Genomic DNA, 24022 nt, shown 5'->3' on the forward strand with positions numbered 1-24022 from the left:
GGATCTCGCGGCGGAGATAGTCTCGCTCGGTGGGCACAATTGTCTCCTTTCACGCACATCCCGACGACGAGTCGATCGGCTCGGCGGGCACTCTCGCCCGCGCCGCTGCCGCAGGTCACCGCGTTGTTCTCGTCTTCGCGACACGTGGTGAGCTGGGCGAACCCGTGCCCGGCGTCCTCGCCGACGGTGAACAGCTCGCCGTCCGCCGCTCGGCGGAGTGCTACGACTCGGCCGCCGCGATCGGTGCGAAGCGCGTGGAGTTCCTCCCCTACACCGACTCCGGGATGATGGGCGAGCCGAGCAACGACGCCCCCTTCTGCTTCTGGCGGGCCGACGTCGACCACGCCGCCCGGCTCCTCTCGGTGATCCTCGACGAGGAGGAGCCCGACGTCCTCACGATCTACGACGACAACGGCGGCTACGGGCACCCCGACCACATCCAGGTGCACCGCGTGGGCCGCCGCGCCGCCGAGCTGTCGGCAGTGCCCGTGGTGGCGCAGAGCACCGTCAACCGCGACTGGATGACGCGGGGCATCCGCGGGATGGCCAAGTCCGGGCAGCTGCCCGAGGGCTGGGAGCTCCCCGCGCTCGACGAGCCGACCTTCGGCAAGCCCGAGAGCGAGATCACCCACCGCGTCGACGCCGTGGACTTCGTCGAGCAGAAGAAGGCGTCGATGCGGGCCCACGCGAGCCAGATCGCTCCCGACCACTTCCTCCTCGCGATGCCGGACGCGCTGTTCGCCATGGGTATGGGTGTCGAGTTCTACGTCGTCGACCCGTTGCCGAGCCCGGCGGCCACCCCCGACCTGTTCGAGGAACTTTTCAACCCATTGCGATAGTTATGTCGCATTACGCCCGTTTCTCGGGCGATGTGTGTCACGCCGGGATACCGGGGCCGGGGCAAGCCTTCGACGACGGGTAGAGCTACGATCCACGCTGGGCTCGTAGCCCCGATCGCCCATCAGTTCGGCAAGGCCAAATGCAATCGGCAAGGCAGTTTCAGGAGGCTCAGTGACAGCCGTCGCCCCCAAGCCGATCACCGCGCGCCCCTATCCGGCCCGGCGGTCGGCAAAGGGATCAGCGCTGGTCAAGATGCTCCACACCACGGATCCCAAGGACATCGCCATCCTCTACCTGGTGACGTCGTTCGGGTTCTTCCTGGCAGGCGGCGCGATGGCGCTGCTGATGCGTGCGGAGCTGGCCGAACCGGGACTGCAGTTCCTGTCGAACGAGCAGTACAACCAGCTGTTCACCATGCACGGCACGATCATGCTGTTGTTGTACGCGACGCCGATCCTGTTCGGCTTCGCCAACTACATCGTGCCGCTGCAGATCGGTGCCCCCGACGTCGCATTTCCGCGACTCAATGCTTTTTCGTACTGGTTGTTCCTTTTCGGGGGACTGACCGTCCTGTCCGGTTTCCTCACTCCCGGTGGTGCGGCCGACTTCGGCTGGTTCGCCTACACGCCGCTGTCCGACGCGGTGCACACGCCCGGAGCGGGTGCGGACCTGTGGATCGTGGGTCTGGCGCTCGGCGGTCTGGGCACGATCCTCGGTGGCGTCAACTTCATCACCACGATCATCTGCATGCGCGCGCCCGGCATGACGATGTTCCGGATGCCGATCTTCACCTGGAACATCTTCGTCACCGCGATCCTGATCCTCATCGCGTTCCCGGTGCTGACCGCGGCGCTGCTCGGGCTGCTGGCCGACCGGCAACTCGGGGCGCACGTGTTCGACCCGGCCAACGGTGGCGCCATCCTCTGGCAGCACCTGTTCTGGTTCTTCGGCCACCCTGAGGTCTACATCGTCGCGCTGCCGTTCTTCGGCATCGTGTCCGAGATCTTCCCGGTGTTCGCGCGCAAGCCGGTCTTCGGCTACAAGGGCCTGATCTACGCGACGATCTCCATCGGTGCGCTGTCCGGCGCCGTGTGGGCGCACCACATGTACGCCACCGGGGCCGTGCTCCTGGCCTTCTTCTCCTTCACCACGTTCCTGATCGCGATCCCCACCGGGATCAAGTTCGTGAACTGGATCGGCACGCTCTGGAAGGGTCACCTGACCTTCGAGACGCCCATGCTGTTCGCGCTGGGCTTCCTGGTCACGTTCCTCTTCGGCGGCCTCACGGGCATCCTGCTGGCGTCCCCGCCGCTGGACTTCAACGTCTCGGACACCTACTTCGTGGTGGCGCACTTCCACTACGTGCTGTTCGGCACGATCGTGTTCGCCACCTACGCCGGCATCTACTTCTGGTTCCCGAAGATGACCGGCCGGATGATGGACGACACGCTGGGCAAGGTGCACTTCTGGCTCACCTTCGTCGGGTTCCACCTGACGTTCCTGGTGCAGCACTGGCTGGGTGCCGAGGGCATGCCCCGCCGCTACGCCGACTACCTGCCCACCGACGGGTTCACCACGCTCAACATGGTGTCGTCGATCGGTGCGTTCGTGCTGGGTGCCTCGACGCTTCCGTTCATCTGGAACGTCTTCCGCAGCTACCGCTACGGCCGGATCGTCACGGTGGACGACCCGTGGGGCTTCGGGAACTCGCTGGAGTGGGCCACGAGCTGCCCGCCGCCGCGGCACAACTTCACCGAGCTGCCGCGGATCCGGTCGGAGCGTCCGGCGTTCGAGCTGCACTACCCGCATCTGGTGGAGCGCTTCCGCGACGAGGCACACTCCAGCGGCAAGCCGTCGCCGTACGAGGTGGCGGCCCAGCACACCGGGCCGGAGTCGCAACCGAACGGCGATCCGCGGTCACGGTGACCGATCTCCTACGCTTCACGGAATGACAGACACCACCGTCCTCATCACGGTCACCGGCCCGGACCGGCCCGGCGTGAGCTCGGTGCTGTTCGCCGCGCTCATCCGGCACGGGGTGGACCTGCTCGACGTCGAGCAGGTGGTGATCCGTGGTCAGCTCACGCTGGGAGCGCTGGTGGCCGCCCACCACGACCCCGAAGGCCTCCAGGAGGCCGTCGAGCAGGCCATGGCGAGCATCTCGATGAACGTGCAGACCTCGCTCGAGGTGCCCGACGATCGGTCGGTGCGGCAGCGCGCCACGCACGTCGTGCTGGTGATCGGAAGCCCGATCACGGCGCGCGCGTTCGGAGCGATCGCGCAGGCGCTCGCCGGCGTGGGAGCGAACATCGACTCCATCCGCCGGGTCGCCGACTACCCCGTCACCGGGCTCGAGCTGATGGTCTCACCGGATCCGTCTGGTGGCAGCGAAGCCCATCCGCCCGGAACGCTGCGCGCGCGGCTCGTCGAGGTGGCCCGCACCGCCGGCGTCGACGTCGCCGTCGAGCGGGCCGGGTTCAGCCGCCGCAGCAAACGGCTGATCGTGTTCGACGTCGACTCCACGCTCGTGCAGGGCGAGGTGATCGAGATGCTCGCGGCCCGGGCGGGCGCCGAGCAGGAGGTCCGGGCCGTCACCGAGGCGGCCATGCGCGGCGAGCTGGACTTCGCCGAGTCGCTGCGGCGGCGCGTTGCGGTGCTCGAAGGGTTGCCGGAATCGGTGCTCGCTGAGGTCGCCGCGAAGCTGGAGCTCACACCCGGTGCGCGCACCACGATCCGCACGCTCAAGCGTCTCGGGTTCCGCTGCGGCGTCGTGTCCGGCGGCTTCACCCGCGTGATCAGCGGCCTGGTCGACGAGCTCGGGCTGGACTTCTGCGCCGCCAACGAGCTGGAGATCGTCGACGGCACGCTGACCGGGCGTGTGCTCGGCGAGATCGTCGACCGACCGGCCAAGGCGGTGGCCCTGCGCCGGTTCGCCGAGACGTTCGGCATTCCGCTGGAGCAGTGCGTCGCCGTCGGTGACGGCGCCAACGACATCGACATGCTGTCCACCGCGGGGCTCGGCATCGCGTTCAACGCCAAGCCCGCCCTGCGCGAGGTCGCGGACGCCGCGCTCTCGCACCCGTACCTGGACGTGGTGCTGTTCGTCCTCGGCATCACCCGCGACGAGGTGGAGCACGCCGACGCGGCCGAAGGCGTATTGCGGCGGGTGCCGATCGCGTGACCAGCCCCGCCCCTCACGACATGACCAGCGTGCTGGAGCCGCTCGCCGCGCGGTACGTGCGGCGCGACACCGACATCCCGCCGGAGCCGGACGGCGTGGTGCGGGCGATGCCGGTCGTCCTCCGGCTGGACCGGCCCCCCGCCCCCCGCACCCCGGTGCTGGAAGCTGCGGCCGACGCGGCGCTCGCCGTCTGCCTCGACCCCCGTGCCGAGCCCGGAGGGGAGTGGCACGACGCCGTCGCCACGTGGGTGGCCGGCCGCATCCGCAAGATCGCCCGGAGGGCCCGCGGCGCGCACTGGGCGGCGGTGCAGGAGCTCCCCGGCGTCACGTGCGTGGTCGACTCGCCCGACGGTCCGGCCGAGGCGCGAGCACTGCTGCCCGGGCCCGTCGACGAGGTGCCCAAAGTGGTGTCCCGCCTGCAGATCGGCGGCACCGAGCTACCGGCCGACGAACCCGGTCCGCCCCCGCCCGGGGTGCCGGTGATCTGGGTGAACGCCGACCTGGAGATGACCGTGGGCAAGGCGGCCGCGCAGGTCGGGCACGCCTCGATGCTCTACGCCGCCGCGCAGGGCCTCACGGCCGTGCCGTCGTTCGCCGTGCGCGAGGCTCGCGGTGATCGCTGGGCGCAGCTGTGCGACGGCGTGCAGAGCGGCGAGGGCGTGGCCGTGCGGGACGCCGGCTTCACCGAGGTGGCGCCGGGCACGATCACCTGCATCGCCACGCCACCGAGCTGAGCCCTGCCCGTCGTCACGCCCCACGCAGCCGCCGCAGCGCGCCGTGCACCTTCTCCCGGTCGTCGGTGGGCCAGAACGGCGGCAGCGACGCACGCAGGAACCCGCCGTAGCGGGCCGTGGCCAGACGGGGATCGAGGATCGCGACGACGCCCCGATCGTCCATGCCGCGCAGCAGTCGTCCGGCGCCCTGGGCGAGCAGAAGGGCCGCGTGGGTGGCGGACACCGTGAGGAAGCCATTGCCCCCGCGGGCGTCGGTGGCCCGCTGCCTCGCCGCGACCAGCGGATCGTCAGGGCGCGGGAAGGGGATGCGGTCGATGATCACGCACGAGAGCGAGGGCCCCGGCACGTCGACGCCCTGCCAGAGCGAGAGTGTGCCGAAGAGCGAGGTGGGCTCGTCCTCGGCGAACCTCTTCACCAGCTGCATCGTGGAGTCGTCGCCCTGGCACAGCAGCGGGGTGTCGAGCCTGCCGCGCAGCGCCTCGGTGGCCTGCTTGGCCGCGCGCATCGACGAGAACAGCCCCAGGGTGCGCCCACCCGCCGCCTCCACCAGACCGGCGATCTCGTCGAGGTAGGCAGGCGGCAGCCCGTCGCGGCCCGGTGGGGGCAGCCGCTTCGCGACGTAGAGGATGCCGCTGCGGCCGTGGGCGAACGGCGAGCCGACGTCGAGGCCCGACCACTTCGGCGCGTCGGGATCGGGGATCGGGTCGCTCTCGCCGCCGGTGTCGGCCGCCTTCTCCGGCGGCAGGCCCCACTGGCGCGCGAGTGCGTCGAAATTGCCGCCCAGCGCCAGCGTGGCCGACGTCAACACCACCGTGGACCGCCCGAACAGCCGCTCCCGCAGCAGCCCGCCCACCCACAGCGGCGCGATGCGCAGCACCTTGTGCCGGGCGCCGTCGGGCCCCTGCTCACCGAGCCAGACGACGTCGCGCCGCTTCGCCGGATCGGGCTCCTCGAACGCGGTGAGCAGCCGGACCGCGGAGTCGGCCAGCTCGTCGAGCGCCGCCTGCGCGACCTTGCGGCCGGTGGCGGCCTCGGGGTCTTCGCGCCGTTCGGACCCGAGCGACTGCTTGCACGCCGCGGCCGCGTCGCGGACCGCCGAGAGGGCACCCACAGCGGCCTGCGGCAGGCTGTCCCACCGCGCGGGCGGGAGATCCTCCAGCACCATCGCGAGGCCCTCGCCCGCCTCGGCGAGCCGGTCGGCGACCGCCTGGTCGACCAGCTTGCCCACCCGGCGGGCCGCGATGCCGACCACGCCCGAGGCCAGCTCGGCCGTGGCCACCCCGGTGACCCGGTCGACCAGCTCGTGCGCCTCGTCGACCACCACGACGTCGTGCTCGGGCAGCACCGGGCGGCCCTCCAGCGCGTCGATCGCGAGCAGCGCGTGGTTGGTGACGACGATGTCGGCGTGGCCGGCCTCGGCACGGGCCTTCTCGGCGAAGCACTCGTCGCCGATGGGGCACTTCGCTGCCCCGATGCACTCGCGTGCGGTGACCGAGACCTGCCGCCACGTGGAGTCGGGCACGCCCGGCACCAGCTCGTCCCGGTCGCCCTTGTCGGTGGTGTCGGCCCACTCGTGCAGGCGCTTGATCTGGCGGCCCATCGCCGAGATCGCGAAGGGGTCGAACAGCTCGTCGGCGGGGTCCTGCTCGTCACCACCGTGGAGCTTGTTGAGACACAGGTAGTTGCGACGGCCCTTGAGGATCGCGAACGTGGGCGCGCGGCCGAGGAGCGGCTTGAGGGCCTTGGCCACGCGCGGGAGATCGCGGTCGACCAGCTGGCGCTGCAACGCGATGGTGGCGGTGGACACCACAACCGTGGCGCCCTTCGCGACGGCGTGGTGGATGGCGGGCACCAGGTAGGCCAGCGACTTGCCCGTGCCGGTGCCGGCCTGCACGGCCACGTGCTCGCCCGTGGCGATCGCTCTGCGCACTGCCTGGGCCATGGCGTCCTGGCCCTCGCGGCGCCGGCCGCCGACCGCTGTGACAGCCGCCTCCAGGAGCTCCGCCACGCCGGGCAGCTCGGTCGTGGTGGGCACTCCGGGAGGCTACTCCCAGCGCCTGCCGGCCCGCGGCAGAACCGCCGATCCCGCCCGCGACCTGCGTTGCGAGGCTCACACGTGATCCCGAGCGGGGTGGCCCACAGGCCGCGGCCGGGTGCCGCCATCATGAGCAGAGTGACGCACACCCAGCTCATGCTCCGTCCGTCGGACTACCCGGTGCTGATCGAGCACGCCGCCCGGTACAGCGATCTGGACCCGAGCCGGCGCATCGGGCGCGACGCGCTCGTGCGGTGGTTCGAAGACGCGCGCATCGCCGTCGAACGGGATGTCTTCGGTGCCGCTCTGGTCGGGCGGATGCGGCTGCTGCTGGCTTCGGTCCGGGTCGACGTGCTGGCCCCCCTGCAGGTGGCTGCCCGCACTGCTGTCGGGGCGCGAATCGAGGCCGGGCAGTACCGCATCGGTATCGGAGTCAGCCACATCGGCACCTCCTCCTTCGCCTACACCTACGGCGTCTACGCCGGTGACGAGTGCGTGGCCACGGGCGAATCGGTCAGCGTGCACGCGACGGCCGGGGGACCGGCGCCGCTTCCCGAGCCGGTACGCGACGCGCTGAAGACCCTGCGCATGGACGCCCCCGAACCGACCCGCCTGCAGCGCGGTCCGGCCCGCGCGGTGCGCGAGGCGTACCCGTTCCGGCTGGACGTCCGCACCCGCTTCGGCGACCTCGACCCCAACCGGCACGTGAACAACGTGGCGCTGGCGGGCTGGTACCTCGACGGCCTCGCCGAGCTGCACCTCGACGTGCTCGGCTACCCCACCGGTGGCCCGCTCGACGGGCTCTCGCCGAGCTCGCTGCGCGTGGACTACCTCGACGAGGTGCGCTACCCGGGCATCTACCAGCTCCGCGTGGGCGTGCTGGACCTCGACGACGCCTCGGTGCGCTATGCGTGCGGTCTGTTCGACGGCCCGCGCTGCATCGGGCTGGCGGAGGCGGTGGGCGCCCACCACCTCCCGGAGGAGGATGGAGACCCGGGCGACCTGGCCGTACGCCTGGAACCCTTCCGCATGCGCTCGGTCTGAGACTCGACCATGGAGCCGTAGTGCTGTCCCTCACGTACCACCGACAGCACTACGTCTCCTTACCTCGCTAGTTGTATTCCTGCTGTTCTCATTTGTTCCAGCGCTTTGGTCGTCGTCTCTGGGGCTACTCCTGTGCACAAGCTCAGCAGCACCCTCGTCGTGAATCCTCCTGCTGCGGCGTCCAGTGCGGTGGCGCGCACGCAGTGGTCGGTGGCGATGCCCACCACGTCCACCGCGTCCACGTCGTGGGCGCGCAGCCAGGCGCCCATGCTCGCGCCACCCGGCTCGATTCCCTCGAAGCCGGAGTACGCAGCCTCGTGCAGGCCCTTGTCGAACACCGCCTCGATCCGCGCGACGTCGAGCTCCGGGTGGAAGGACGCGCCCGGAGTGCCGGTCCGGCAGTGCGGCGGCCACGTGTCGACGAAGTCGGGGGCGTCGGAGAAATGCGCGCCCGGGTCGGCGTGGTGGTCACGGCTGGCCACCACGTGATCCCAGTGGCGTCCCTGCTGCCCGGACCGCAGGGCGGCCGAGATCGCGGCCGCCACCGCCGCACCGCCGTCGACGCCGAGCGAGCCACCCTCGCAGAAGTCGTTCTGGACGTCGACGACGATCAGAGCACGGGTCAACGGTTGCCTCCCTCGAACACGGTGGCGATGGCGGGCTCGCCGCGCGAGAGCTTGAGCCCCTCCCACGGCACGGACACGAGCGCGGTGCGCAGGTGCTCGCGGGACTCCTCCAGCGTGGGCAGGCCCGCCACTTGCTCCCCACCGCGCATCAGCGGGATCGGCACCACGCGGTCGTGCGGACCCATCTCCGGCGGGCCGGCCGCGGGGTGCACGACCTCCTCGATGGCCGTGCCCGTCGGCTTGTAGCGACGCAACGTCGACTTCCGCCCGCCGCGGGACTCCTTGGCCACGCTGCGCTTGGCGACCGGCTTGTCGTCGACCTCCACCAGCTTGTAGACCAGGCCCGCGGTGGGCGCGCCGGACCCCGTGACCACCGACGTGCCCACGCCGTAGGAGTCGACGGGCTCGGCGCGCAGCGAGGCGATCGCGTACTCGTCCAGATCGCCGGACAGCACGATCCTGGTCTCTTTCGCGCCGAGGGCATCGAGCTGGTGGCGGGCCTGCCGGGCCAGCTCGCCGAGGTCGCCGGAGTCGATGCGTATGGCGCCCAGCCCGGGGCCGGCCGCCTCGATCGCCAGCTCGATGCCCCGCCGGATGTCATAGGTGTCGACGAGCAGGGTGGTGTCCGCCCCGAGGGTTGCGACCTGGCTCTTGAACGCGCCCAGCTCGTCGTCGTGCAGGAGCACGAAGGCGTGGGCGGCGGTGCCTGCGGTGGGGATGCCGTGGCGGCGCTCGGCCTCCAGGTTCGACGTGGCGGCGAACCCGGCAAGGTAGGTGGCGCGGGCGGCGGCGACCGCTGCGGCCTCGTGCGTGCGCCGCGAGCCCATCTCGATGATCGGACGGCCGGCGGCGGCCGTGACCATCCGGGAGGCGGCCGAGGCGACCGCACTGTCGTAGTTGAGGACCGACAGGGCCAGCGTCTCCAGCAGCACCGTGTCGGCGAACGTGCCGCTCACCGTCAGGATGGGCGAGCCGGGGAAATAGAGCTCGCCCTCCGGATAGCCGTCGACATCGCCGGAGAAGCGGTAGTCCGCCAGCCAGTCGAGCGTCTCGCGATCGACGACGTCGGCGAGCATCCGTAGCTCCTGGTCGCCGAACCGGAACCGCTCGATCGACTCCAGGAGCCGGCCCGTGCCGGCGACAACTCCGTAGCGGCGGCCATCCGGGAGTCGGCGGGCGAACACCTCGAACACACAGTGGCGCTTGGCGGTGCCGTCGGCGAGCGCGGCGGCCACCATTGTCAGCTCGTACCGGTCGGTGAGCAACGCTGTGCTGACCCCGGCCGACGACGGACTGCCGCTCATCGCCCTTGCCCGCTCAGTCATGCGGTGGAGCCTATGTTGCCGTGCGGCGCTGATGGCCGAGGTGTCACCATGGACCGCATGGCCGCGCCGCTACCCACACCCACGCGCCAGGTGGATCCGGACCTTGCCGAGGACACGGTGCTGGACACGCCCTGGCAGGCGATCGTGTGGAACGACCCAGTCAACCTCATGTCCTACGTCACCTACGTGCTGCAGAAGCTCTTCGGCTATCCGGAGCCGAAGGCCACCGCGCTGATGCTCGACGTTCACCACAAGGGCAAGGCGGCAGTGTCGGCGGGCGACAAGGACAAGATCGAGGCCGACGTCGCGAAGCTGCACGCCGCCGGCCTGTGGGCCACCATGCAACGCGCGTGAACGGCTGGAAGCGCTCCGGCCGCGGAGGCCGGGCGCGGCTCGTGGCCTCGCTCGAGCCGCAGGAAGCCGCTGTGCTGCGCGGCCTCGTCGGTGAGGTCCGGCAGATCCTCGCCGGGAGGGCCGACGACAACCCCGCCGACGAGCTGGCTGCCCTCACCGGCATGCGCACCGGCCCGTCGACCCGTCCCACCGACCGTGTCCTCGCCAGGCTTCTGCCCGACTTCACCACCGAGGACGCCGACCTCGCCGCAGGCCTGCGCTCCCTGCACGAACCGGAGCTGATCGAGGCCAAGGACTCGGCCGCGGCCGTGCTGCTGGAGACTCTGCCCGAGTCGGGCGGCCGGGTCGAGCTCACACCTGAACAGGCCGACGCCTGGCTCGCCTCACTCAACGACGTGCGGCTCGCTCTCGGCACCGCCCTCGACGTGAGCGAGGACATGCCTGAAGAGCTGCCCCCGGACGACCCTCGTGCCACCCACATCGGCGTCTACCACTGGCTCACGTTCGTGCAGGACGCGCTGGTCCAGAGCCGGATGCAGGTGCGCTGAGCCACCACGAGGTGTGAGCCGTCCCGCTGGAGTGGGATGAAGCGCCCTCGAGACGTAGGCTGTTGGGGTGTTGGTGATCCGAGCCGATCTCGTTGCGGAGATCGTCGCCCACGCCCGCCGGGACCATCCCGACGAGGCGTGCGGTGTCATCGCCGGGCCCGAGGGCTCTGATCGGCCGGAGCGGTTCATCCCGATGCTGAACGCGGCCCGGTCGCCCACGTTCTACGAGTTCGACTCCGGTGACCTGCTGCGCCTCTACCGTGACATGGACGCCCGCGACGAGGTGCCCGTGGTGATCTACCACTCGCACACCGCCACGGAGGCCCACCCGTCGCGCACCGACATCGCGCTCGCCTCCGAGCCCGATGCGCACTACGTGCTCGTATCCACGCGGGAGCAGGCCGAGCCGAACCACACCGGGCACGAGCTCCGGTCGTTCCGCATTGTGGACGGTGTGGTCGCCGAGGAACAGGTTGAGGTCGTGGAGTCTTACATGTTCGCGCACACCGGCGCGGACGACGTCCCCGACAGGGACGCGTCGGTCTGACGCCCGCCCCTGCCACGACCGTTCAGAACCACCCGACCTGGAGCATCGCCATGGCCGTGTCCGTATCCATCCCCACCATCCTCCGCACCCACACCGGCGGCGAGAAGTCCGTCGAGGCGAAGGGCAGCACCGTCGGCGAGGTGATCGACGACCTCGAGTCGCGTCACAGCGGCATCGCTGCGCGCCTGGTCAACAACGGGTCGCTGCACCGCTTCGTCAACATCTACGTCGACGACGAGGACGTCCGGTTCGCCGGTGGCCTCGAGGCCCCGGTCGGCGAGAACTCCACCGTCACGATCCTGCCTGCCGTCGCCGGCGGCTGAGGGACCAGGCGACGGGAAGGAAGGCCAGGGATGGCCCGCTACGACTCGCTGCTCGCCGCGGTGGGAAACACCCCGCTCGTCGGCCTGCCGAACCTGTCGCCCTCGCCGGACGTGCGGCTCTGGGCGAAGCTCGAGGACCGCAACCCCACGGGCTCGATCAAGGACCGTCCCGCTCTCGCCATGATCGAGAAGGCGGAGGCGGACGGCCTGCTGAAGCCGGGCTGCACCGTGCTGGAGCCCACGTCCGGCAACACCGGCATCTCGCTCGCGATGGCCTGCAAGCTCAAGGGCTACGAGCTGATCTGCGTGATGCCGGAGAACACCTCCATCGAGCGCAGGCAGTTGCTCGAGATGTACGGCGCGCAGATCATCTCCTCGCCCGCGGCCGGCGGCTCCAACCAGGCTGTGGCCCTGGCCAAGGAGCTCGCGGCGGAGCATCCCGACTGGGTGATGCTCTACCAGTACGGCAACCCGGCCAACGCCGACGCCCACTACCGCACCACGGGTCCGGAGATCCTGCGTGACCTCCCGGAGATCACGCACTTCGTGGCGGGGCTCGGCACCACGGGCACGCTCGTCGGCACCGGCCGCTACCTGCGGGAGCACAAGCCCGACATCCAGATCGTGGCGGCGGAGCCGCGTTACGGCGAGCTGGTGTACGGGCTGCGCAACCTCGACGAGGGTTTCGTCCCCGAGCTGTACGACCCCGAGGTGCTCACGGCGCGCTACAGCGTCGGATCGCGCGACGCGTTGCGCCGCACCCGGCAGCTCGTCGAGCAGGAGGGCATCTTCGCCGGCATCTCCACCGGCGGCATCCTGCACGCCGCGCTGGCCGTGGCGGAGAAGGCGGCGGGAGCAGGCGAGTCCGCCGACATCGCCATCATCGTGGCCGACGCGGGCTGGAAGTACCTGTCCACGGGCGCCTACGCGGGCGAACTCGACGACGCGGTCCACGGCATCGAGGGCCAGCTCTGGGCGTAGCCGGACGGATACCGGCACTCCTGCTGCATGAGCGGCGCGTTCGTCCAGGCCTATCGGACGGACGTCCCGCTCGTCCGGAATGACATGAACTCGCTGAAGGAACGCTGAAGAGCCGCGGAACGGCTGCCTGGCGCGGGTAGCCTCGGTCGTATGGTCGTCCCCGCGCCTGCGTCCCGTCGGTCGATCGCGCGGGTGCTTCCGCCCGCGCCGGTGCGCTCGTTGTTCTTCATGCTGCTCTTCACCGGCGTGCTGTACATCGCCGAGTTCGTCGACCAGCTCACCGCGCTGCGCCTCGACGACGACGGCATCGTGCCTCGCACGCTCGACGGGCTGGACGGCATTCTCTGGGCCCCGCTGTTGCACGCCGGATGGCCGCACCTGCTGGCCAACACCGTGCCCTTCCTCGTCTTCGGGTTCCTCGCCATGGCGGGCGGGTTCCGGCAGTTCGTCGTGGTGACCGCCATGATCTGGCTGCTCGGCGGGCTCGGGGTGTGGCTCATCGGCCCGGCGAACACGTCCACGATCGGTGCGTCGGGGCTGATCTTCGGCTGGCTGGTGTTCCTGCTCGCCCGCGGGTTCTTCGCCCGCAGTGGCCGACAGATCCTGCTGGCGGTGGCGCTGTTCGTGATCTGGGGCGGCATCCTGTTCGGCATCCTCCCCGGTCAGGCGGGCATCTCCTGGCAGGCGCACCTGTTCGGCGCGGTGGCCGGGCTGCTGGCCGCGCGGCTCGTTGCGCGGGCCGACCGACGATCCCGCCCCGCCCCGATCCTCGGCGCCTAGACTTCTGGCCGTGCCCTCAGACATCGACGCCCCGATCGGAATCTTCGACTCGGGTGTCGGCGGACTCACGGTCGCGAGGGCGGTCATCGACCTCCTGCCCGCCGAGCGGGTCATCTACGTCGGCGACACCGCGAACGGCCCGTACGGCCCGCTGCGGATCGCCGATGTGCGCCGGCATGCGCTCGCCGTCGGTGACGCGCTGCAGGAGCGTGGGGTCAAGGCCCTGGTCGTCGCCTGCAATACGGCCACGGCGGCCTGCCTCCCGGACATCAGGGAGCGCTACCCGATGCCGGTCGTGGAGGTGCTGCGCCCGGCGGTGCGCCGCGCTGTCGCAGCCACCCGCACCGGGCGGATCGGGGTGATCGGCACTCGAGCCACGATCGCGTCCGGGGCGTACACCGATGCGTTCCAGGCGGCCCGCGACGTGCAGGTCACAGCGGTGGCGTGTCCGCGCTTCGTCGACTTCGTCGAGCGCGGCATGACGAGTGGGCGCCAGATCCTGGGCCTCGCCCAGAGCTACCTCGAACCGCTGCAGCGCGCCCGCGTCGACACGCTCGTGCTCGGCTGCACCCACTACCCGCTGCTGGCCGCCGTGCTGCAGATCGTGCTGGGCCCGGAGGTCACGCTAGTGTCCAGCGCTGACGAGACCGCGAAGGACCTCGTGCGCGTGCTCATGGACGCCGACCTCGCTCGCGACCCCGAAGCCCCGGCGCCCGGCCCGCACGAGTTCCTCGCGACGGGCGACCCGGAGCCGTTCCGCAGGCTCGGCCGTCGTTTCCTGGGCCCGGAGATCGGGCAGGTCGCCGCTCTCGGTCCGGCCACGGAACAGACGCCCCTCGCCCGCTGAGGTTCCCTCGCAGATCACTCGTCGCCGGTCCATGCCGAGCGGGCCGGTCGTGGCCGCTCAGGTACCGTCCCAGCGTGATCGGGGCGCTGGAAATCGTGGTTCTCGTGGCACTTGCCGCGCTGGCCGTGTACGGCGTGGTCACGACAGCACTGAACCGGCCGCCGGACGTCTGGACGAAGCGCGCGGTGGGCGTCGCGGAGGCGCTCCTGCTCGTGCAGGCCGCGATCGCGGCCGTCCGGATCTTCGGCGGCGTCACGCTGCCGGAGACCACGACGTTCCTCATCTATCTCGTCGTGTCGGTGTGCGTGCTCCCGATCGCCACGCAGTTCGCCACCGCCGAGCCCACTCGCTGGGGCGGCACGGTCGTGGCTGTCGGGGCGATCGCCACCGCGGTGGCCGTGTGGCGCTTGCAGGGGCTGTGGGACGCAGGTGCCTGAGCCCGCCCGTGCCACGTCGTCCGGCCCCGGCCGGGTGCTCATCGCGGTGTACGGCGTGTTCGCCCTGTCCGCCACCGCGCGTGCCCTCGTGCAGATCGCCACGAAGTTCCACGAGGCGCCGCTGGCGTACTTGCTCTCCGCGCTGGCCGGAGTCGTCTACATCCTGGCCACGATCGGGCTGAACGGGCGTGGGCCCGGCGCCCGCAAGCTGGCCTGGGCCGCCGTCGGGTTCGAGCTGGTCGGAGTGCTGGTCGTCGGCACGCTCACCGTGTTCGACGCCGCCGACTTCCCCGACGACACCGTGTGGTCGGTGTACGGGCGGGGTTACGGCTTCGTGCCACTGGTCCTTCCGTTCATCGGCTTGTGGTGGTTGCGACACACGCGCGCGCGTTAGCGTGCGGCTCATGAGGCTGATCGTTCTCGGTTGCTCCGGCAGCGGCCCCGGCCCGGCCTCGCCGTCGTCCGGCTACCTCGTCGAGGCGGGCGACGCACGCCTGGTGCTGGATCTGGGCAACGGCACACTGGGTGCGCTGCAGCGCCACCTCGACCCGTGGGAGCTCGACGGGGTGGTGTTCAGCCATCTGCACCCCGACCACTGCGCCGACTTCGCGTCGCTCGTGGTGCACCGCCGCTTCCACCCGCGGCCGCCGTTCGACCCCACCACGCGGCCGCTGCCCGTGCATGCCCCGGTCGAGGCGCCGGACCGGTTCGCAGCCGCGTTCGCGGCCTCGGCAGCCGAGCGGGCAGAGACCGACCTCACAGACGTCTTCACCTTCCACCCGCTCTCCGACGGCGCAACCGGCACGGTCGCCGGTGTGACACTGCGCGCTCGCGCCGTCGACCACCCCTGCGACGCGTACGCGGTCCGGGTCGAGCACGGCGGGCGCAGCCTCGTCTACAGCGGCGACACCGGCCCGTGCGACGGGCTGGTGGAGCTCGCGCGCGGCGCCGACGTGCTCCTCTGCGAGGCCACGTGGCCGCACGTCACCGAGTCCTGGTCGGAGCCGCCGCGTGGGGTGCACCTCTCGGGCAGGCAAGCGGGCGAGCACGCCGAGGCGGCAGGCGTCGGGCGGCTGCTGGTGACGCACGTCCCGGCCTGGTTCGACGGCGACCAACTGCTCGCCGAGGCCAAGGCCGCATTCGGCGGACCCGTCGAGCTGGTCGCCCCCGACGCCGGCTACACGATCTGAGCTCGTCCCTCCCGCCGGACGAAGGCTCCCGGCCCGGCGACCTAAGCTGGCGCGCGTGACACGAACGGATGGCAGTGCCCGCGACGTGGCCAGGGCGGATGGCCGAGCCGACGATCAGCTACGGCCGGTGACGATCACCCGCGGCTTCCAGAAACACCCGGCGGGTTCGGTGCTCGTCGAGTTCGGCGACACGAAGGTGCTGTGCGCCGCGAGCGTCACGGAAGGCGTGCCGCGCTGGCGCAAGGGCTCCGGCCTGGGCTGGCTCACCGCCGAGTACGCGATGCTGCCGTCGGCCACCAACACCCGCAGCGACCGTGAGTCGGTCAAGGGCCGCATCGGCGGTCGCACGCACGAGATCAGCCGGTTGATCGGCCGCTCGCTGCGGGCCTGCATCGACCTGGCCGCACTCGGCGAGAACACCATCGCCCTGGACTGCGACGTGCTGCAGGCCGACGGCGGCACCCGCACCGCGGCGATCACCGGTGCCTACGTGGCGCTCGCCGACGCCGTCACCTGGCTCGGGGCACACGGCCGCCTCGCCGACCCGAAGCCGCTCTCGTGCCGCGTGGCGGCCGTCAGCGTGGGGGTCGTCGACGGGCGCGTCCGTCTGGACCTGCCCTACGAGGAGGACTCGCGCGCGGAGGTGGACACCAATGTCGTCGCCACCGACACCGGCACGCTCATCGAGGTTCAGGGCACCGGTGAGGGCGCCACGTTCACCCGCAGCACGCTCGACGCCATGCTCGACACGGCGCTCGCCGGCATCCGGCAGCTGTCCGACCTGCAGGCCGCCGCGCTCGCGGAGCCCTACCCCGGCACGCTGCCGACGCAGCCGTGAAGGTGCTGCTCGCCACCCGCAACGCGGGCAAGCTCGCCGAGCTGCGGCGGATGCTCGCGGACGGCCCCGTCGAGGTCGTCGGGCTCGCCGACGTCCCTGAGTTCCCGGACGCGCCCGAGACCGGAGCCACGTTCGCGGAGAACGCGCTGGCGAAGGCACGGGACGCGGCGAACGCCACCGGGCTGCCGTCCGTGGCCGACGACTCGGGGCTCGCCGTCGATGCCCTCAACGGCATGCCGGGCGTGCTCTCCGCCCGCTGGTCGGGCCGGCACGGGGACGACGTCGCCAACCTGGAGCTGCTGCTGGGCCAGCTCACCGACGTGCCCGACGAGCGCAGGGGAGCGGCGTTCGTCTGCGCCGCGGCGCTCGTGGTGCCGGGCGGCCTGGAGACCGTGGTGCACGGCGAATGGACCGGCCGGATCGTCCGCGAGCCCCGTGGCTCGGGCGGGTTCGGCTACGACCCGATCTTCGTGCCGGACGGGGAGCAGCGCACCAGCGCCGAGCTCAGTCCGGACGAGAAGGACGCGGCCTCGCACCGGGGCAGGGCGATGCGCGCCCTCATCCCGCACCTGCGCGACCTGTCGTAAGCCAGGCTCAGGACGCGTCCTCGTTCAGGATGCGGCGGGCCACGCCGAACGCGGAGTTGGCGGCGGGCACTCCGCAGTAGATCGCGGTCTGCAGCAGCACCTCGACGATCTCCGCCCGCGTGAGGCCGTTGCGCAGCGCAGCGCGCAGGTGCAGCTCCAGCTCGGCGTAGTGCCCGTGCGCGACGAGGGCGGTGATCGTGATCGCGCTGCGCATCCGCCGGTCCAGGCCGGGGCGGGTCCAGATGTGCCCCCACGCGTATCGGGTGATCATCTCCTGGAACTCGGCCGTGACGTCGTCGGCACGGGCGAGTGCCGCGTCGACGTGATCGGGCCCGAGCACCTCACGGCGCACGGCGAGCCCGTCAGGGTCGAGGTCGAGGGCGGGTGGTTGCGGCTGCTCGGTGGTCACGATCATCCACCGTAGCCGTCGCCGCGACGCGGGTCGTTCGGTGATCGCACGGTGGCGGGGCGGTGGCCTGATGGTGGCGTACTGCACCCGTCGACGTGTCGTCGACGCCTCCGTCGGTACGGTCGAAGTATGACCTGGAGGAGGGTGGCCGCAGGCGCCGCTGTGCTGGTGGTGGCCGGCATCGCCGTCTTCCTCCTGCGTGACGGGATCCCCGACGTACGCCAGACGGTGCAGAGCGCCGGGCTCTGGGCGCCGGTGCTGTTCGTGCTGCTCCAGGGTGCGATCACGATCACTCCGGTGCCGCGCACGGTCTTCACCGTGGCCGCGGGCGTGCTGTTCGGCTCGGTGCTGGGGCTGCTGCTCACCGTCGCCGGCACCACGCTGGCCGCGGTGCTGGCCTTCTGGCTGGTCCGGCTGATCGGCGGCCAGTTGGCGGAGCGGCACTCCCACCGCCGTGGAGTGGCCTGGGTGCGCAGTCGGCTCGACCAGAGCGGGCTGCTCGCCATGGTGTCCCTGCGTCTCATCCCGGCCGTGCCGTTCGCGGTGATGAACTACGCCTCGGCGCTGTCCGGGGTGCGCTTCCTGCCGTACCTGCTGGGCACGGTGCTCGGGGTGCTGCCCGGCACGGTCGCGATCGTGGTGCTGGGCGACGCGGCGGTGGGCGGCAGCCCGCACCCGGCCATGTTCGCCGTGTCGGTCGTGTCGGGGCTGCTGGGGCTCATCGGGGCGCTCCTGGTGGCGCGCCGCCGGCCGATCGACGAGCCGGTCGCCCCTGCGGCGCACGGGGGAACCGGGGCGGCTCAGGCCGGGTAGCGCTCTCGGCGAGCGCCTCTCGGGCACGGGTGCCGGCGGTGGGATTCGAACCCACACTGTCGGGTTCCTAGGACCCGCGCCTCTGCCGTTGGGCTACGCCGGCGTTCTTCCGTCCACACCACGTGTCGGTCATGGCGTGACAGTTGGGACAGAGGATACGGAGGTTCTCAAGACGATTGTCAGTGTGGTCGCCGTTGACGTGGTCCAGGGCGAGAGGAAGCGGCTGACCTCGCCATTCGTTCAGTCCGCACTCCTGACAGCGGTCGGGCAGCAGTCCCGCGGCGACGAGCCGTAGTCGAAGAGAACTCGATCCTGTTGTGGAGCCCTTGACCAGAAGTTTATCGAGAGGGGTGAGGCCGGTGGACGGCCGCTTCAATCCCCGTGCCCAGCCCTGCCCGCGGAAGTGACTGGTGTCGAGGCCGAGCCGGCGGATGTGGGCGACGATGTAGCGGAACATCCCGCCGTTGGTCTCGTAGCCCAAACGTCGCAGCACGCCGTGCACCGACGTCTCGACGCGTACCGCCTCGATGAGGTCCTCGTCGCTGAAGCGTCGCGAGCTGCGTGGCGAAGCCGCGCTCGCACGGGGCAGGTGTGAGGCGTCCAGCCCGAGACGCTGGATGTGGCGCCGGAGCACGTCGTACTTGCCGGGTTGCAGCCCCAGCCGCCGGCAGACCTCGCTCATCGTGCGGCTCGCGGCCACCGCCATGGCGAGCTGCTCGTCGGTCCAGCTTCGGGCGCGGGGCATGAACGGATCATATCGAACACATGTTCGAGTCTGGGCCCAGAGTCGTCAACGACGCTCAGACGGGGCGGGTCAGGTCCGACTGGCGGGCGATGGTGGCGGCTGCGCGCCGGACACCGCAGACGTGGGTGCGGGGCACCAGGGCGTCGAGAAAGCCGTAGCGGCGGCGCAGCTCGTCGGCTCCCCGGTGACCCGCGGCGGCCCGTGCCTCCACCTGCCGCCACCAGTCCCCGATGTCGCCCCACCCGGGAGCGGCGAGCGAACCGCCGAACTCGTGCACGGCCAGCGCCGCGGAGACCCCGGCGAACAGCAGCCGGTGTTCGAGCGGCCAGCCCGCGATCGTGCCCAGCACGAGGCCGGCTCCGAACACGTCGCCCGCGCCGGTGGGGTCGAGCGCATCGACGGGTAGCGCGGGGACCGATGCCTCCTCGCCCGTGACGGCGTCCACAGCCATCGCGCCGTCGCCCCCACAGGTGACGACGGCGAGCGGGACGTGGCGGGCGAGCCGGTGCAGCGCGTCGCGAGGGCTGTCGGTACGGGTGTAGCTCATGGCCTCCACGGCGTTCGGCATGAACGCGTCGCACCCGTCGAGCGTGGCGAACAAGGTGGGGTCCCAGGCCCCGGTGGGGTCCCAGCCGGCATCGGCGAAGATCATCGAGCCGTTCGCCCTGGCCTGGGCGACCCAGTCCGGGAGTACCGGCTCGGCTGCCCCTCCGCCGATGCTGGTGATCACCGCTCGCGAGGCCGGGGGTGTGCCGATCAGGGTGTCGGCGCTGATCGGCAGGCGATGGGCGTGGGTGACCATGCTGCGGTCGCGCTCCACGGCCATCGACACCGTGACGGGCGAGTGCCACCCCGCGAACTGCTGCGAGCGGGACAGGTCCACCCGTTCCTGTCCGGCGAGCGTGCGCCAGCAGAAGTCGGCGTAGACGTCGTCGCCGAAGCCTGCCGCGAGGCTCGTGCGCAGTCCGAGCCGGGCCGATGCGATCGCCAGGTTGGCGATGCCTCCTGGGCAGGACGCCATCCCCCCGGCCCACACCTCCGTGCCCGCGGCGGGGAGGGTGGGCAGGCCGGTGAACACGATGTCGAGGAAGACCATGCCGGACATGAACACGTCGACGTCGGGCCAGTCGGCGTCGCGCACGTTGACGAGGGGGTCCCACCAGACCGTCTCGTGCGGCAAGGTCAGCGGCCCCACCGGCAACGCCTCCGGATCGGGAACCGCGCTCCACGCTGCGCTGGTCACGGTGAACTCATCCCCCTCCGGTGGTTCTCTTCGGATACTGCCGTCTTGTCCGCGCGCGTGGCAACGCGATCGCGGGGCCGTGTCCCGTGGCCCGCGGGAGGCGGGTGGCGCCTGCGTTACCGTCGGCGGGTGGCTCACTTCGTGCAGGCGCTCGCGTGAGACTCACCGTCCTCGGCGGCGGGGGCTTCCGGGTCCCCCTGGTCTACGCCGCGCTGGCGGGCGGCTCGCCGGTCACCGAGGTCGTCCTGCATGACGTGGCGCCGTCGCGGCTGGCCGCGATCCGCGCCGTGCTGGCCCGGATGGACCGGCCGGGCGCCCCAGCCGTGCACACCACCACCGATCTCGACGAGGCGCTGACGGGTGCCCGGTTCGTCTTCTCGGCGATCCGGGTGGACGGGCTGGCCGGACGGACCGTGGACGAGCGCGTCGCGCTGGCGCACGGGTTGCTGGGCCAGGAGACCGTCGGTGCAGGCGGCATCGCGTACGGGCTGCGCACGGTGCCGGTGGCGGTGCGGGTGGCACAGCGTGTGGCCGAGGTCGCGCCGCGCGCGTGGGTGATCAACTTCACCAACCCGGCCGGCATGATCACCGAGGCGATGCAGCGCGTGCTCGGCGAGCGGGTGATCGGCATCTGTGACTCACCGGTCGGCCTGGCGCAGCGGGCGCTCCGGGCGATCGAGGGCATGGGCCTGCGCGACGCCACGGCCGGCGGGGAGGGGAGCGGTCTCGGTGTCGGCTACGTGGGGCTCAACCACCTGGGCTGGCTGCGCACGCTGCGCGTGAACGGCGTGGACCGGTTGCCCGATCTGCTCGCCGACGACGCCGCGCTGCGCACCATCGAGGAGGTGCGGTTGATGGGCGCCGACTGGGTGCGCACCGTCGGGGCGCTGCCCAACGAGTACCTCTACTACTTCTACCGGACGCCGGAGGCAGTAGCGGCGATCCGGTCCGAGCCGGCCACCCGGGGTGAGTTCCTCGCCGAGCAGCAGGCTCGCTTCTACGACGCGGCGGCCACCTCCGACCCGGAGGACGCACTGCGACGCTGGTCGCGGACCCGGGACGAGCGCGATGCCACCTACATGGCGGAGAGCCGCCGCGCGAGCGGTGCGGGTGAGCGCGAGGCGGTCGACGTCGCGGCGGGCGGTTACCAGCAGGTGGCACTGGAGCTGATGACGGCGCTGGCCGGCGGCTCGCCGCGCATGTTGATCCTCAATGTGCGCAACGGCTCGGCGGTGCCGGGGTTGCCGGCAGCCGCGGTGGTCGAGGTGCCGTGCATGGTGGGTCCGCACGGCGTCACACCGTTGGCCACCGATCCGCTTCCGGGCTCGATGCTCGGGCTCCTGCAGCAGGTCAAGGCGGTGGAGCAGGACACGATCGAGGCCGCGTTCACGGGCTCCGTGACGCTGGCCGTGCGCGCCTTCGCCCAGCATCCCCTCGTCGGTTCGGTCTCCGTGGCGCGCGAGCTCGTGGCCGCCTACCGGGCGGCGCTCCCCGGGGTGGCCGCGGTGCTGGGCCCCGGGCGGCTCAGATCTTGAGCTCCCGGCGCAGCTTCGCCACGTGCCCGGTGGCGCGCACGTTGTACTGGGCTTCCTCGATCTTGCCGTCTCCGTCGATCACGAACGTGGAGCGGATCACGCCTGTGACGGTCTTGCCGTACATCTTCTTCTCCCCGAAGGCGCCCCACGCGGTGAGGACCTCCTTGTCGGGGTCGGAGAGCAACGGGAAGTTCAGGCCTTCGGCGTCGCGGAACTTCGCGATCTTGGCCGGCTTGTCCGGCGAGATGCCGATGACGTCGAGCCCTGCGTCGCCGAGGTCGGCGAGGCTGTCGCGGAAGTCGCACGCCTCCTTGGTGCAGCCTGGAGTGCTGGCCGCGGGGTAGAAGTAGACGATGACCCGGCGGCCGCGATAGTCCGAAAGCGACACCGGCTTGCCGTCGGCGTCGGAGAGGGTGAAGTCCGGGGCCGCGTCGCCCACCGCCAGTCGAGTGCTCATGTCGGCGATACTCGCACCACTGCCGGGGGGTGGCGCGCCGACCCGCCCGAGCCGTGCCGAGCAGCGGGGTGCGCGTGATCTACGGTGGCATCTTCCTCGACCGTGCGAACTGCAGGAGGCATCGTGGCGCGCGACCCGGACACCATTCAGCGTGAGATCGAGCAGGCCAGGGACGCGCTCGCCGAGAGTCTGGACGCGCTGGGTGAGCGGGCCAGCCCGAAGCGCCTGGTCGACGCGGGCAAGGACAGCGTGCACGAGCAGCTCGAGGACCCGAGGATCCGCTACGGCCTCATGGCCCTGGGGGCGTTGCTCGCCATCGCGTTCATCCGCCGCATCTTCCGCTGACCCACGGGCCCTACAGGGTTGCGCCTTCGGCTACCTGCATGCGGTAACGGGTGACGATCCGGGCCGCACCGAAGCCGACCACGGCCACCAGCCGGTCGCCGTCGAGGTAGCCGGCAACGGTGCCGCGGACGGGACCTCCGTCGAAGCCCTCGCCGTGCAGGGGCACCACGCTGTCGGCCAGCTCCGGGCGGCCGAGGAGCTGGATCTTGAGACCGAACTGGTCGGACCAGAAGTAGGGCACGGTCGCGGGCGGGGGAGCGGCGCCGAGGATGTCGCGAGCCACCACCGCGGCCTGGTCGGAGGCGCTCGTCCAGTGTTCGTCGCGGTAGCGCTCACCGTGCACCGGGTCGTCCCAGGCAGCCACGTCGCCCACGGCCCACCCGGCGTCGAGCCCGTGGATCCGGCCGGTGGGACCGCAGGGTAGACCGTTGCCGAGGTCGAGCCCGCAGTTCGCCAGCCAGTCCAGCCGTGGGACGCCGCCGATGCCGACCACCGCGGCGTCGGCCGAGACGCTCGAGCCGTCGGCCAGCTCGACGCCCACGCCGGGGCCGGTGGAGTCGGTGAACCCGGTGATCTTCACTCCGGTGCGCAGGTCGACGCCGCCCTCCACGAGCAAGCGGCCGGCTATCGACCCGACCTCGGGCCCGAGCGCGCGGGCGAGGACCACGGGTAGGCCCTCCAGGACGGTGACGGCGACCCCGATCTGCTGGGCCGCGCTCGCCACCTCCGCGCCGATGAAGCCGCCGCCCACGACGAGCAGCGACTCGATCTGCGTCAGGGTGGCGCGCAGGGCGAGTGCGTCGTCCAGTGTGCGCAACGTGTGGACGGAGTCGGGCTGTCCGGGCAGCGTGCGGGCGACCAGGCCGGTGGCGATCACCACGGCGTCACCGTGCAGCGTGGCGCCGTCGGAGAGTTCGAGTTCGTGGCCCGAGGTTGCTCCCGGGCTCCAGCCGGTGCCGCCACCGCCTGGCCGCAGCGCCACGGCCGCCATCCCGAGGTGGACGCGGACGCCGAGGTCCTCGAGCTCGTCGAGCCCGGCCAGCGTGGTGCGCTCGGGCTCCCAGTCGCCGGTGAGGATCTGCTTGGACAGCGGCGGCCGGTCGTACGGAGCGTGCTGCTCCGCGCCCACGAGGCTGATCCGTCCCTGGTATCCCGCCGAGCGCAGCTGCTCGACGGTGCGCAGGCCGCCGAGGCCCGCGCCGATGATCATCACGTGTTCGGGTTGGCCGGTCATGAGTCTCCCTCCGCAGGAACGAGC

The 24022-nt window shown here is 71.4% G+C and carries 28 protein-coding genes and 1 tRNA gene; 20 read left to right on the forward strand and 9 right to left on the reverse strand.

Annotation, left to right across the window (positions count from 1 at the left end):
- The first annotated feature begins 29 nt into the window (after positions 1-29).
- The 4 genes from ABD743_RS29520 to ABD743_RS29535 all read left to right on the forward strand — a co-directional run bounded on the left by ABD743_RS29520 (position 30) and on the right by ABD743_RS29535 (position 4755).
- Positions 30-839: a PIG-L family deacetylase gene (locus ABD743_RS29520; RefSeq protein WP_344725635.1), complete on the forward strand. Its 810-nt coding sequence runs from the start codon at positions 30-32 to the stop codon at positions 837-839.
- Between the two features lie 172 nt (positions 840-1011).
- Positions 1012-2766: an aa3-type cytochrome oxidase subunit I gene (gene ctaD / locus ABD743_RS29525; protein ID WP_344725636.1), complete on the forward strand. Its 1755-nt coding sequence runs from the start codon at positions 1012-1014 to the stop codon at positions 2764-2766.
- Between the two features lie 22 nt (positions 2767-2788).
- Positions 2789-4021 (forward strand): phosphoserine phosphatase SerB, encoded by a 1233-nt coding sequence (gene serB / locus ABD743_RS29530; RefSeq protein ID WP_344725637.1) that lies wholly within the window; start codon positions 2789-2791, stop codon positions 4019-4021.
- Positions 4022-4041: 20 nt separating this feature from the next.
- Positions 4042-4755: an aminoacyl-tRNA hydrolase gene (locus ABD743_RS29535; RefSeq protein ID WP_344725803.1), complete on the forward strand. Its 714-nt coding sequence runs from the start codon at positions 4042-4044 to the stop codon at positions 4753-4755.
- A gap of 13 nt (positions 4756-4768) precedes the next feature.
- Here the strand turns inward: ABD743_RS29535 and ABD743_RS29540 are convergent, their stop codons facing one another.
- Positions 4769-6790, reverse strand: a complete 2022-nt coding sequence (locus ABD743_RS29540) for an ATP-dependent DNA helicase (protein WP_344725638.1) — start codon at positions 6788-6790, stop codon at positions 4769-4771.
- Between the two features lie 138 nt (positions 6791-6928).
- Between ABD743_RS29540 and ABD743_RS29545 the strand changes: the two genes are divergently transcribed.
- On the forward strand, positions 6929-7834 hold the full coding sequence (locus ABD743_RS29545; protein ID WP_344725639.1) for a hypothetical protein: 906 nt from the start codon (positions 6929-6931) through the stop codon (positions 7832-7834).
- A 59-nt stretch (positions 7835-7893) separates the two neighbouring features.
- Here ABD743_RS29545 and ABD743_RS29550 read toward each other — a convergent pair whose 3' ends face one another.
- Both ABD743_RS29550 and ABD743_RS29555 read right to left on the reverse strand, forming a co-directional pair.
- Positions 7894-8460 carry an isochorismatase family protein gene (locus ABD743_RS29550; RefSeq protein WP_344725640.1) on the reverse strand — a complete coding sequence of 189 codons (567 nt, stop codon included), beginning with the start codon at positions 8458-8460 and terminating at the stop codon, positions 7894-7896.
- Positions 8457-9764, reverse strand: coding sequence for a nicotinate phosphoribosyltransferase (locus ABD743_RS29555; RefSeq protein ID WP_344725805.1), 1308 nt, complete (start codon positions 9762-9764; stop codon positions 8457-8459). The genes ABD743_RS29550 and ABD743_RS29555 overlap by 4 nt, the downstream gene beginning before the upstream one ends.
- 78 nt (positions 9765-9842) lie before the next feature.
- Here ABD743_RS29555 and clpS point away from each other — a divergent pair, with 78 nt between their 5' ends.
- From clpS to rdgB, 12 genes are all read left to right on the forward strand, one after another.
- Complete coding sequence (clpS, locus tag ABD743_RS29560) at positions 9843-10139, forward strand: ATP-dependent Clp protease adapter ClpS (protein WP_241035040.1); 297 nt, start codon at positions 9843-9845, stop codon at positions 10137-10139.
- Positions 10136-10687 (forward strand): DUF2017 domain-containing protein, encoded by a 552-nt coding sequence (locus ABD743_RS29565; protein WP_344725641.1) that lies wholly within the window; start codon positions 10136-10138, stop codon positions 10685-10687. The genes clpS and ABD743_RS29565 overlap by 4 nt, the downstream gene beginning before the upstream one ends.
- 67 nt (positions 10688-10754) lie before the next feature.
- Positions 10755-11234 carry a M67 family metallopeptidase gene (locus tag ABD743_RS29570; protein WP_344725642.1) on the forward strand — a complete coding sequence of 160 codons (480 nt, stop codon included), beginning with the start codon at positions 10755-10757 and terminating at the stop codon, positions 11232-11234.
- Positions 11235-11284: 50 nt separating this feature from the next.
- Positions 11285-11557, forward strand: coding sequence for a MoaD/ThiS family protein (locus tag ABD743_RS29575; protein ID WP_344725643.1), 273 nt, complete (start codon positions 11285-11287; stop codon positions 11555-11557).
- Between the two features lie 30 nt (positions 11558-11587).
- The gene (locus ABD743_RS29580) at positions 11588-12538 is read left to right on the forward strand and encodes a PLP-dependent cysteine synthase family protein (RefSeq protein ID WP_344725644.1); all 951 of its coding nucleotides are present in this window, start codon (positions 11588-11590) and stop codon (positions 12536-12538) included.
- Positions 12539-12688: 150 nt separating this feature from the next.
- Complete coding sequence (locus tag ABD743_RS29585) at positions 12689-13318, forward strand: rhomboid family intramembrane serine protease (RefSeq protein ID WP_344725645.1); 630 nt, start codon at positions 12689-12691, stop codon at positions 13316-13318.
- 10 nt (positions 13319-13328) lie between these two features.
- Positions 13329-14165 (forward strand): glutamate racemase, encoded by an 837-nt coding sequence (gene murI, locus ABD743_RS29590; protein ID WP_379658932.1) that lies wholly within the window; start codon positions 13329-13331, stop codon positions 14163-14165.
- Positions 14166-14239: 74 nt separating this feature from the next.
- Positions 14240-14602: a hypothetical protein gene (locus tag ABD743_RS29595; protein ID WP_344725646.1), complete on the forward strand. Its 363-nt coding sequence runs from the start codon at positions 14240-14242 to the stop codon at positions 14600-14602.
- A complete protein-coding gene (locus ABD743_RS29600; RefSeq protein ID WP_344725647.1) occupies positions 14595-14996 on the forward strand; it encodes a hypothetical protein in 402 nt (133 codons plus the stop codon). The genes ABD743_RS29595 and ABD743_RS29600 overlap by 8 nt, the downstream gene beginning before the upstream one ends.
- A 10-nt stretch (positions 14997-15006) precedes the next feature.
- Positions 15007-15792: an MBL fold metallo-hydrolase gene (locus ABD743_RS29605; protein ID WP_344725648.1), complete on the forward strand. Its 786-nt coding sequence runs from the start codon at positions 15007-15009 to the stop codon at positions 15790-15792.
- A gap of 85 nt (positions 15793-15877) precedes the next feature.
- Entirely contained in the window at positions 15878-16630 is a 753-nt protein-coding gene (gene rph / locus ABD743_RS29610) for a ribonuclease PH (RefSeq protein ID WP_344725809.1), read from the forward strand.
- Positions 16627-17217 (forward strand): RdgB/HAM1 family non-canonical purine NTP pyrophosphatase, encoded by a 591-nt coding sequence (gene rdgB, locus ABD743_RS29615; RefSeq protein ID WP_344725649.1) that lies wholly within the window; start codon positions 16627-16629, stop codon positions 17215-17217. Before rph ends, rdgB begins: the two co-directional genes overlap by 4 nt.
- Before the next feature lie 7 nt (positions 17218-17224).
- On the opposite strand, the gene pcaC is transcribed toward rdgB, so the two are convergent.
- The gene (gene pcaC, locus ABD743_RS29620; protein ID WP_344725650.1) at positions 17225-17626 is read right to left on the reverse strand and encodes a 4-carboxymuconolactone decarboxylase; all 402 of its coding nucleotides are present in this window, start codon (positions 17624-17626) and stop codon (positions 17225-17227) included.
- A 129-nt stretch (positions 17627-17755) separates the two neighbouring features.
- Between pcaC and ABD743_RS29625 the strand changes: the two genes are divergently transcribed.
- Positions 17756-18439: a TVP38/TMEM64 family protein gene (locus ABD743_RS29625; RefSeq protein ID WP_344725651.1), complete on the forward strand. Its 684-nt coding sequence runs from the start codon at positions 17756-17758 to the stop codon at positions 18437-18439.
- Positions 18440-18469: 30 nt separating this feature from the next.
- On the opposite strand, the gene ABD743_RS29630 is transcribed toward ABD743_RS29625, so the two are convergent.
- The 3 genes from ABD743_RS29630 to ABD743_RS29640 all read right to left on the reverse strand — a co-directional run bounded on the left by ABD743_RS29630 (position 18470) and on the right by ABD743_RS29640 (position 20427).
- Positions 18470-18542 (reverse strand) — tRNA-Leu (locus ABD743_RS29630).
- The gene (locus ABD743_RS29635) at positions 18507-19184 is read right to left on the reverse strand and encodes a hypothetical protein (RefSeq protein WP_344725652.1); all 678 of its coding nucleotides are present in this window, start codon (positions 19182-19184) and stop codon (positions 18507-18509) included. Before ABD743_RS29635 ends, ABD743_RS29630 begins: the two co-directional genes overlap by 36 nt.
- A 55-nt stretch (positions 19185-19239) precedes the next feature.
- The gene (locus tag ABD743_RS29640) at positions 19240-20427 is read right to left on the reverse strand and encodes a carbohydrate kinase family protein (RefSeq protein ID WP_344725653.1); all 1188 of its coding nucleotides are present in this window, start codon (positions 20425-20427) and stop codon (positions 19240-19242) included.
- Positions 20428-20582: 155 nt separating this feature from the next.
- On the opposite strand from ABD743_RS29640, the gene ABD743_RS29645 reads away from it, so the two are divergent.
- Positions 20583-21962 carry a 6-phospho-beta-glucosidase gene (locus ABD743_RS29645; protein ID WP_344725654.1) on the forward strand — a complete coding sequence of 460 codons (1380 nt, stop codon included), beginning with the start codon at positions 20583-20585 and terminating at the stop codon, positions 21960-21962.
- Here ABD743_RS29645 and bcp read toward each other — a convergent pair.
- On the reverse strand, positions 21952-22419 hold the full coding sequence (gene bcp, locus ABD743_RS29650) for a thioredoxin-dependent thiol peroxidase (protein ID WP_344725655.1): 468 nt from the start codon (positions 22417-22419) through the stop codon (positions 21952-21954). The two genes, ABD743_RS29645 and bcp, sit on opposite strands and share 11 nt — an antisense overlap.
- Positions 22420-22542: 123 nt before the next feature.
- Here bcp and ABD743_RS29655 point away from each other — a divergent pair, with 123 nt between their 5' ends.
- The gene (locus ABD743_RS29655; protein WP_344725656.1) at positions 22543-22764 is read left to right on the forward strand and encodes a DUF3618 domain-containing protein; all 222 of its coding nucleotides are present in this window, start codon (positions 22543-22545) and stop codon (positions 22762-22764) included.
- A 10-nt stretch (positions 22765-22774) separates the two neighbouring features.
- Here the strand turns inward: ABD743_RS29655 and ABD743_RS29660 are convergent, their stop codons facing one another.
- Positions 22775-23998 (reverse strand): NAD(P)/FAD-dependent oxidoreductase, encoded by a 1224-nt coding sequence (locus ABD743_RS29660; protein ID WP_344725657.1) that lies wholly within the window; start codon positions 23996-23998, stop codon positions 22775-22777.
- Positions 23999-24022 lie beyond the last annotated feature (24 nt).

Source organism: Pseudonocardia yunnanensis (assembly GCF_039534065.1).
Lineage (GTDB): Bacteria > Actinomycetota > Actinomycetes > Mycobacteriales > Pseudonocardiaceae > Pseudonocardia > Pseudonocardia yunnanensis.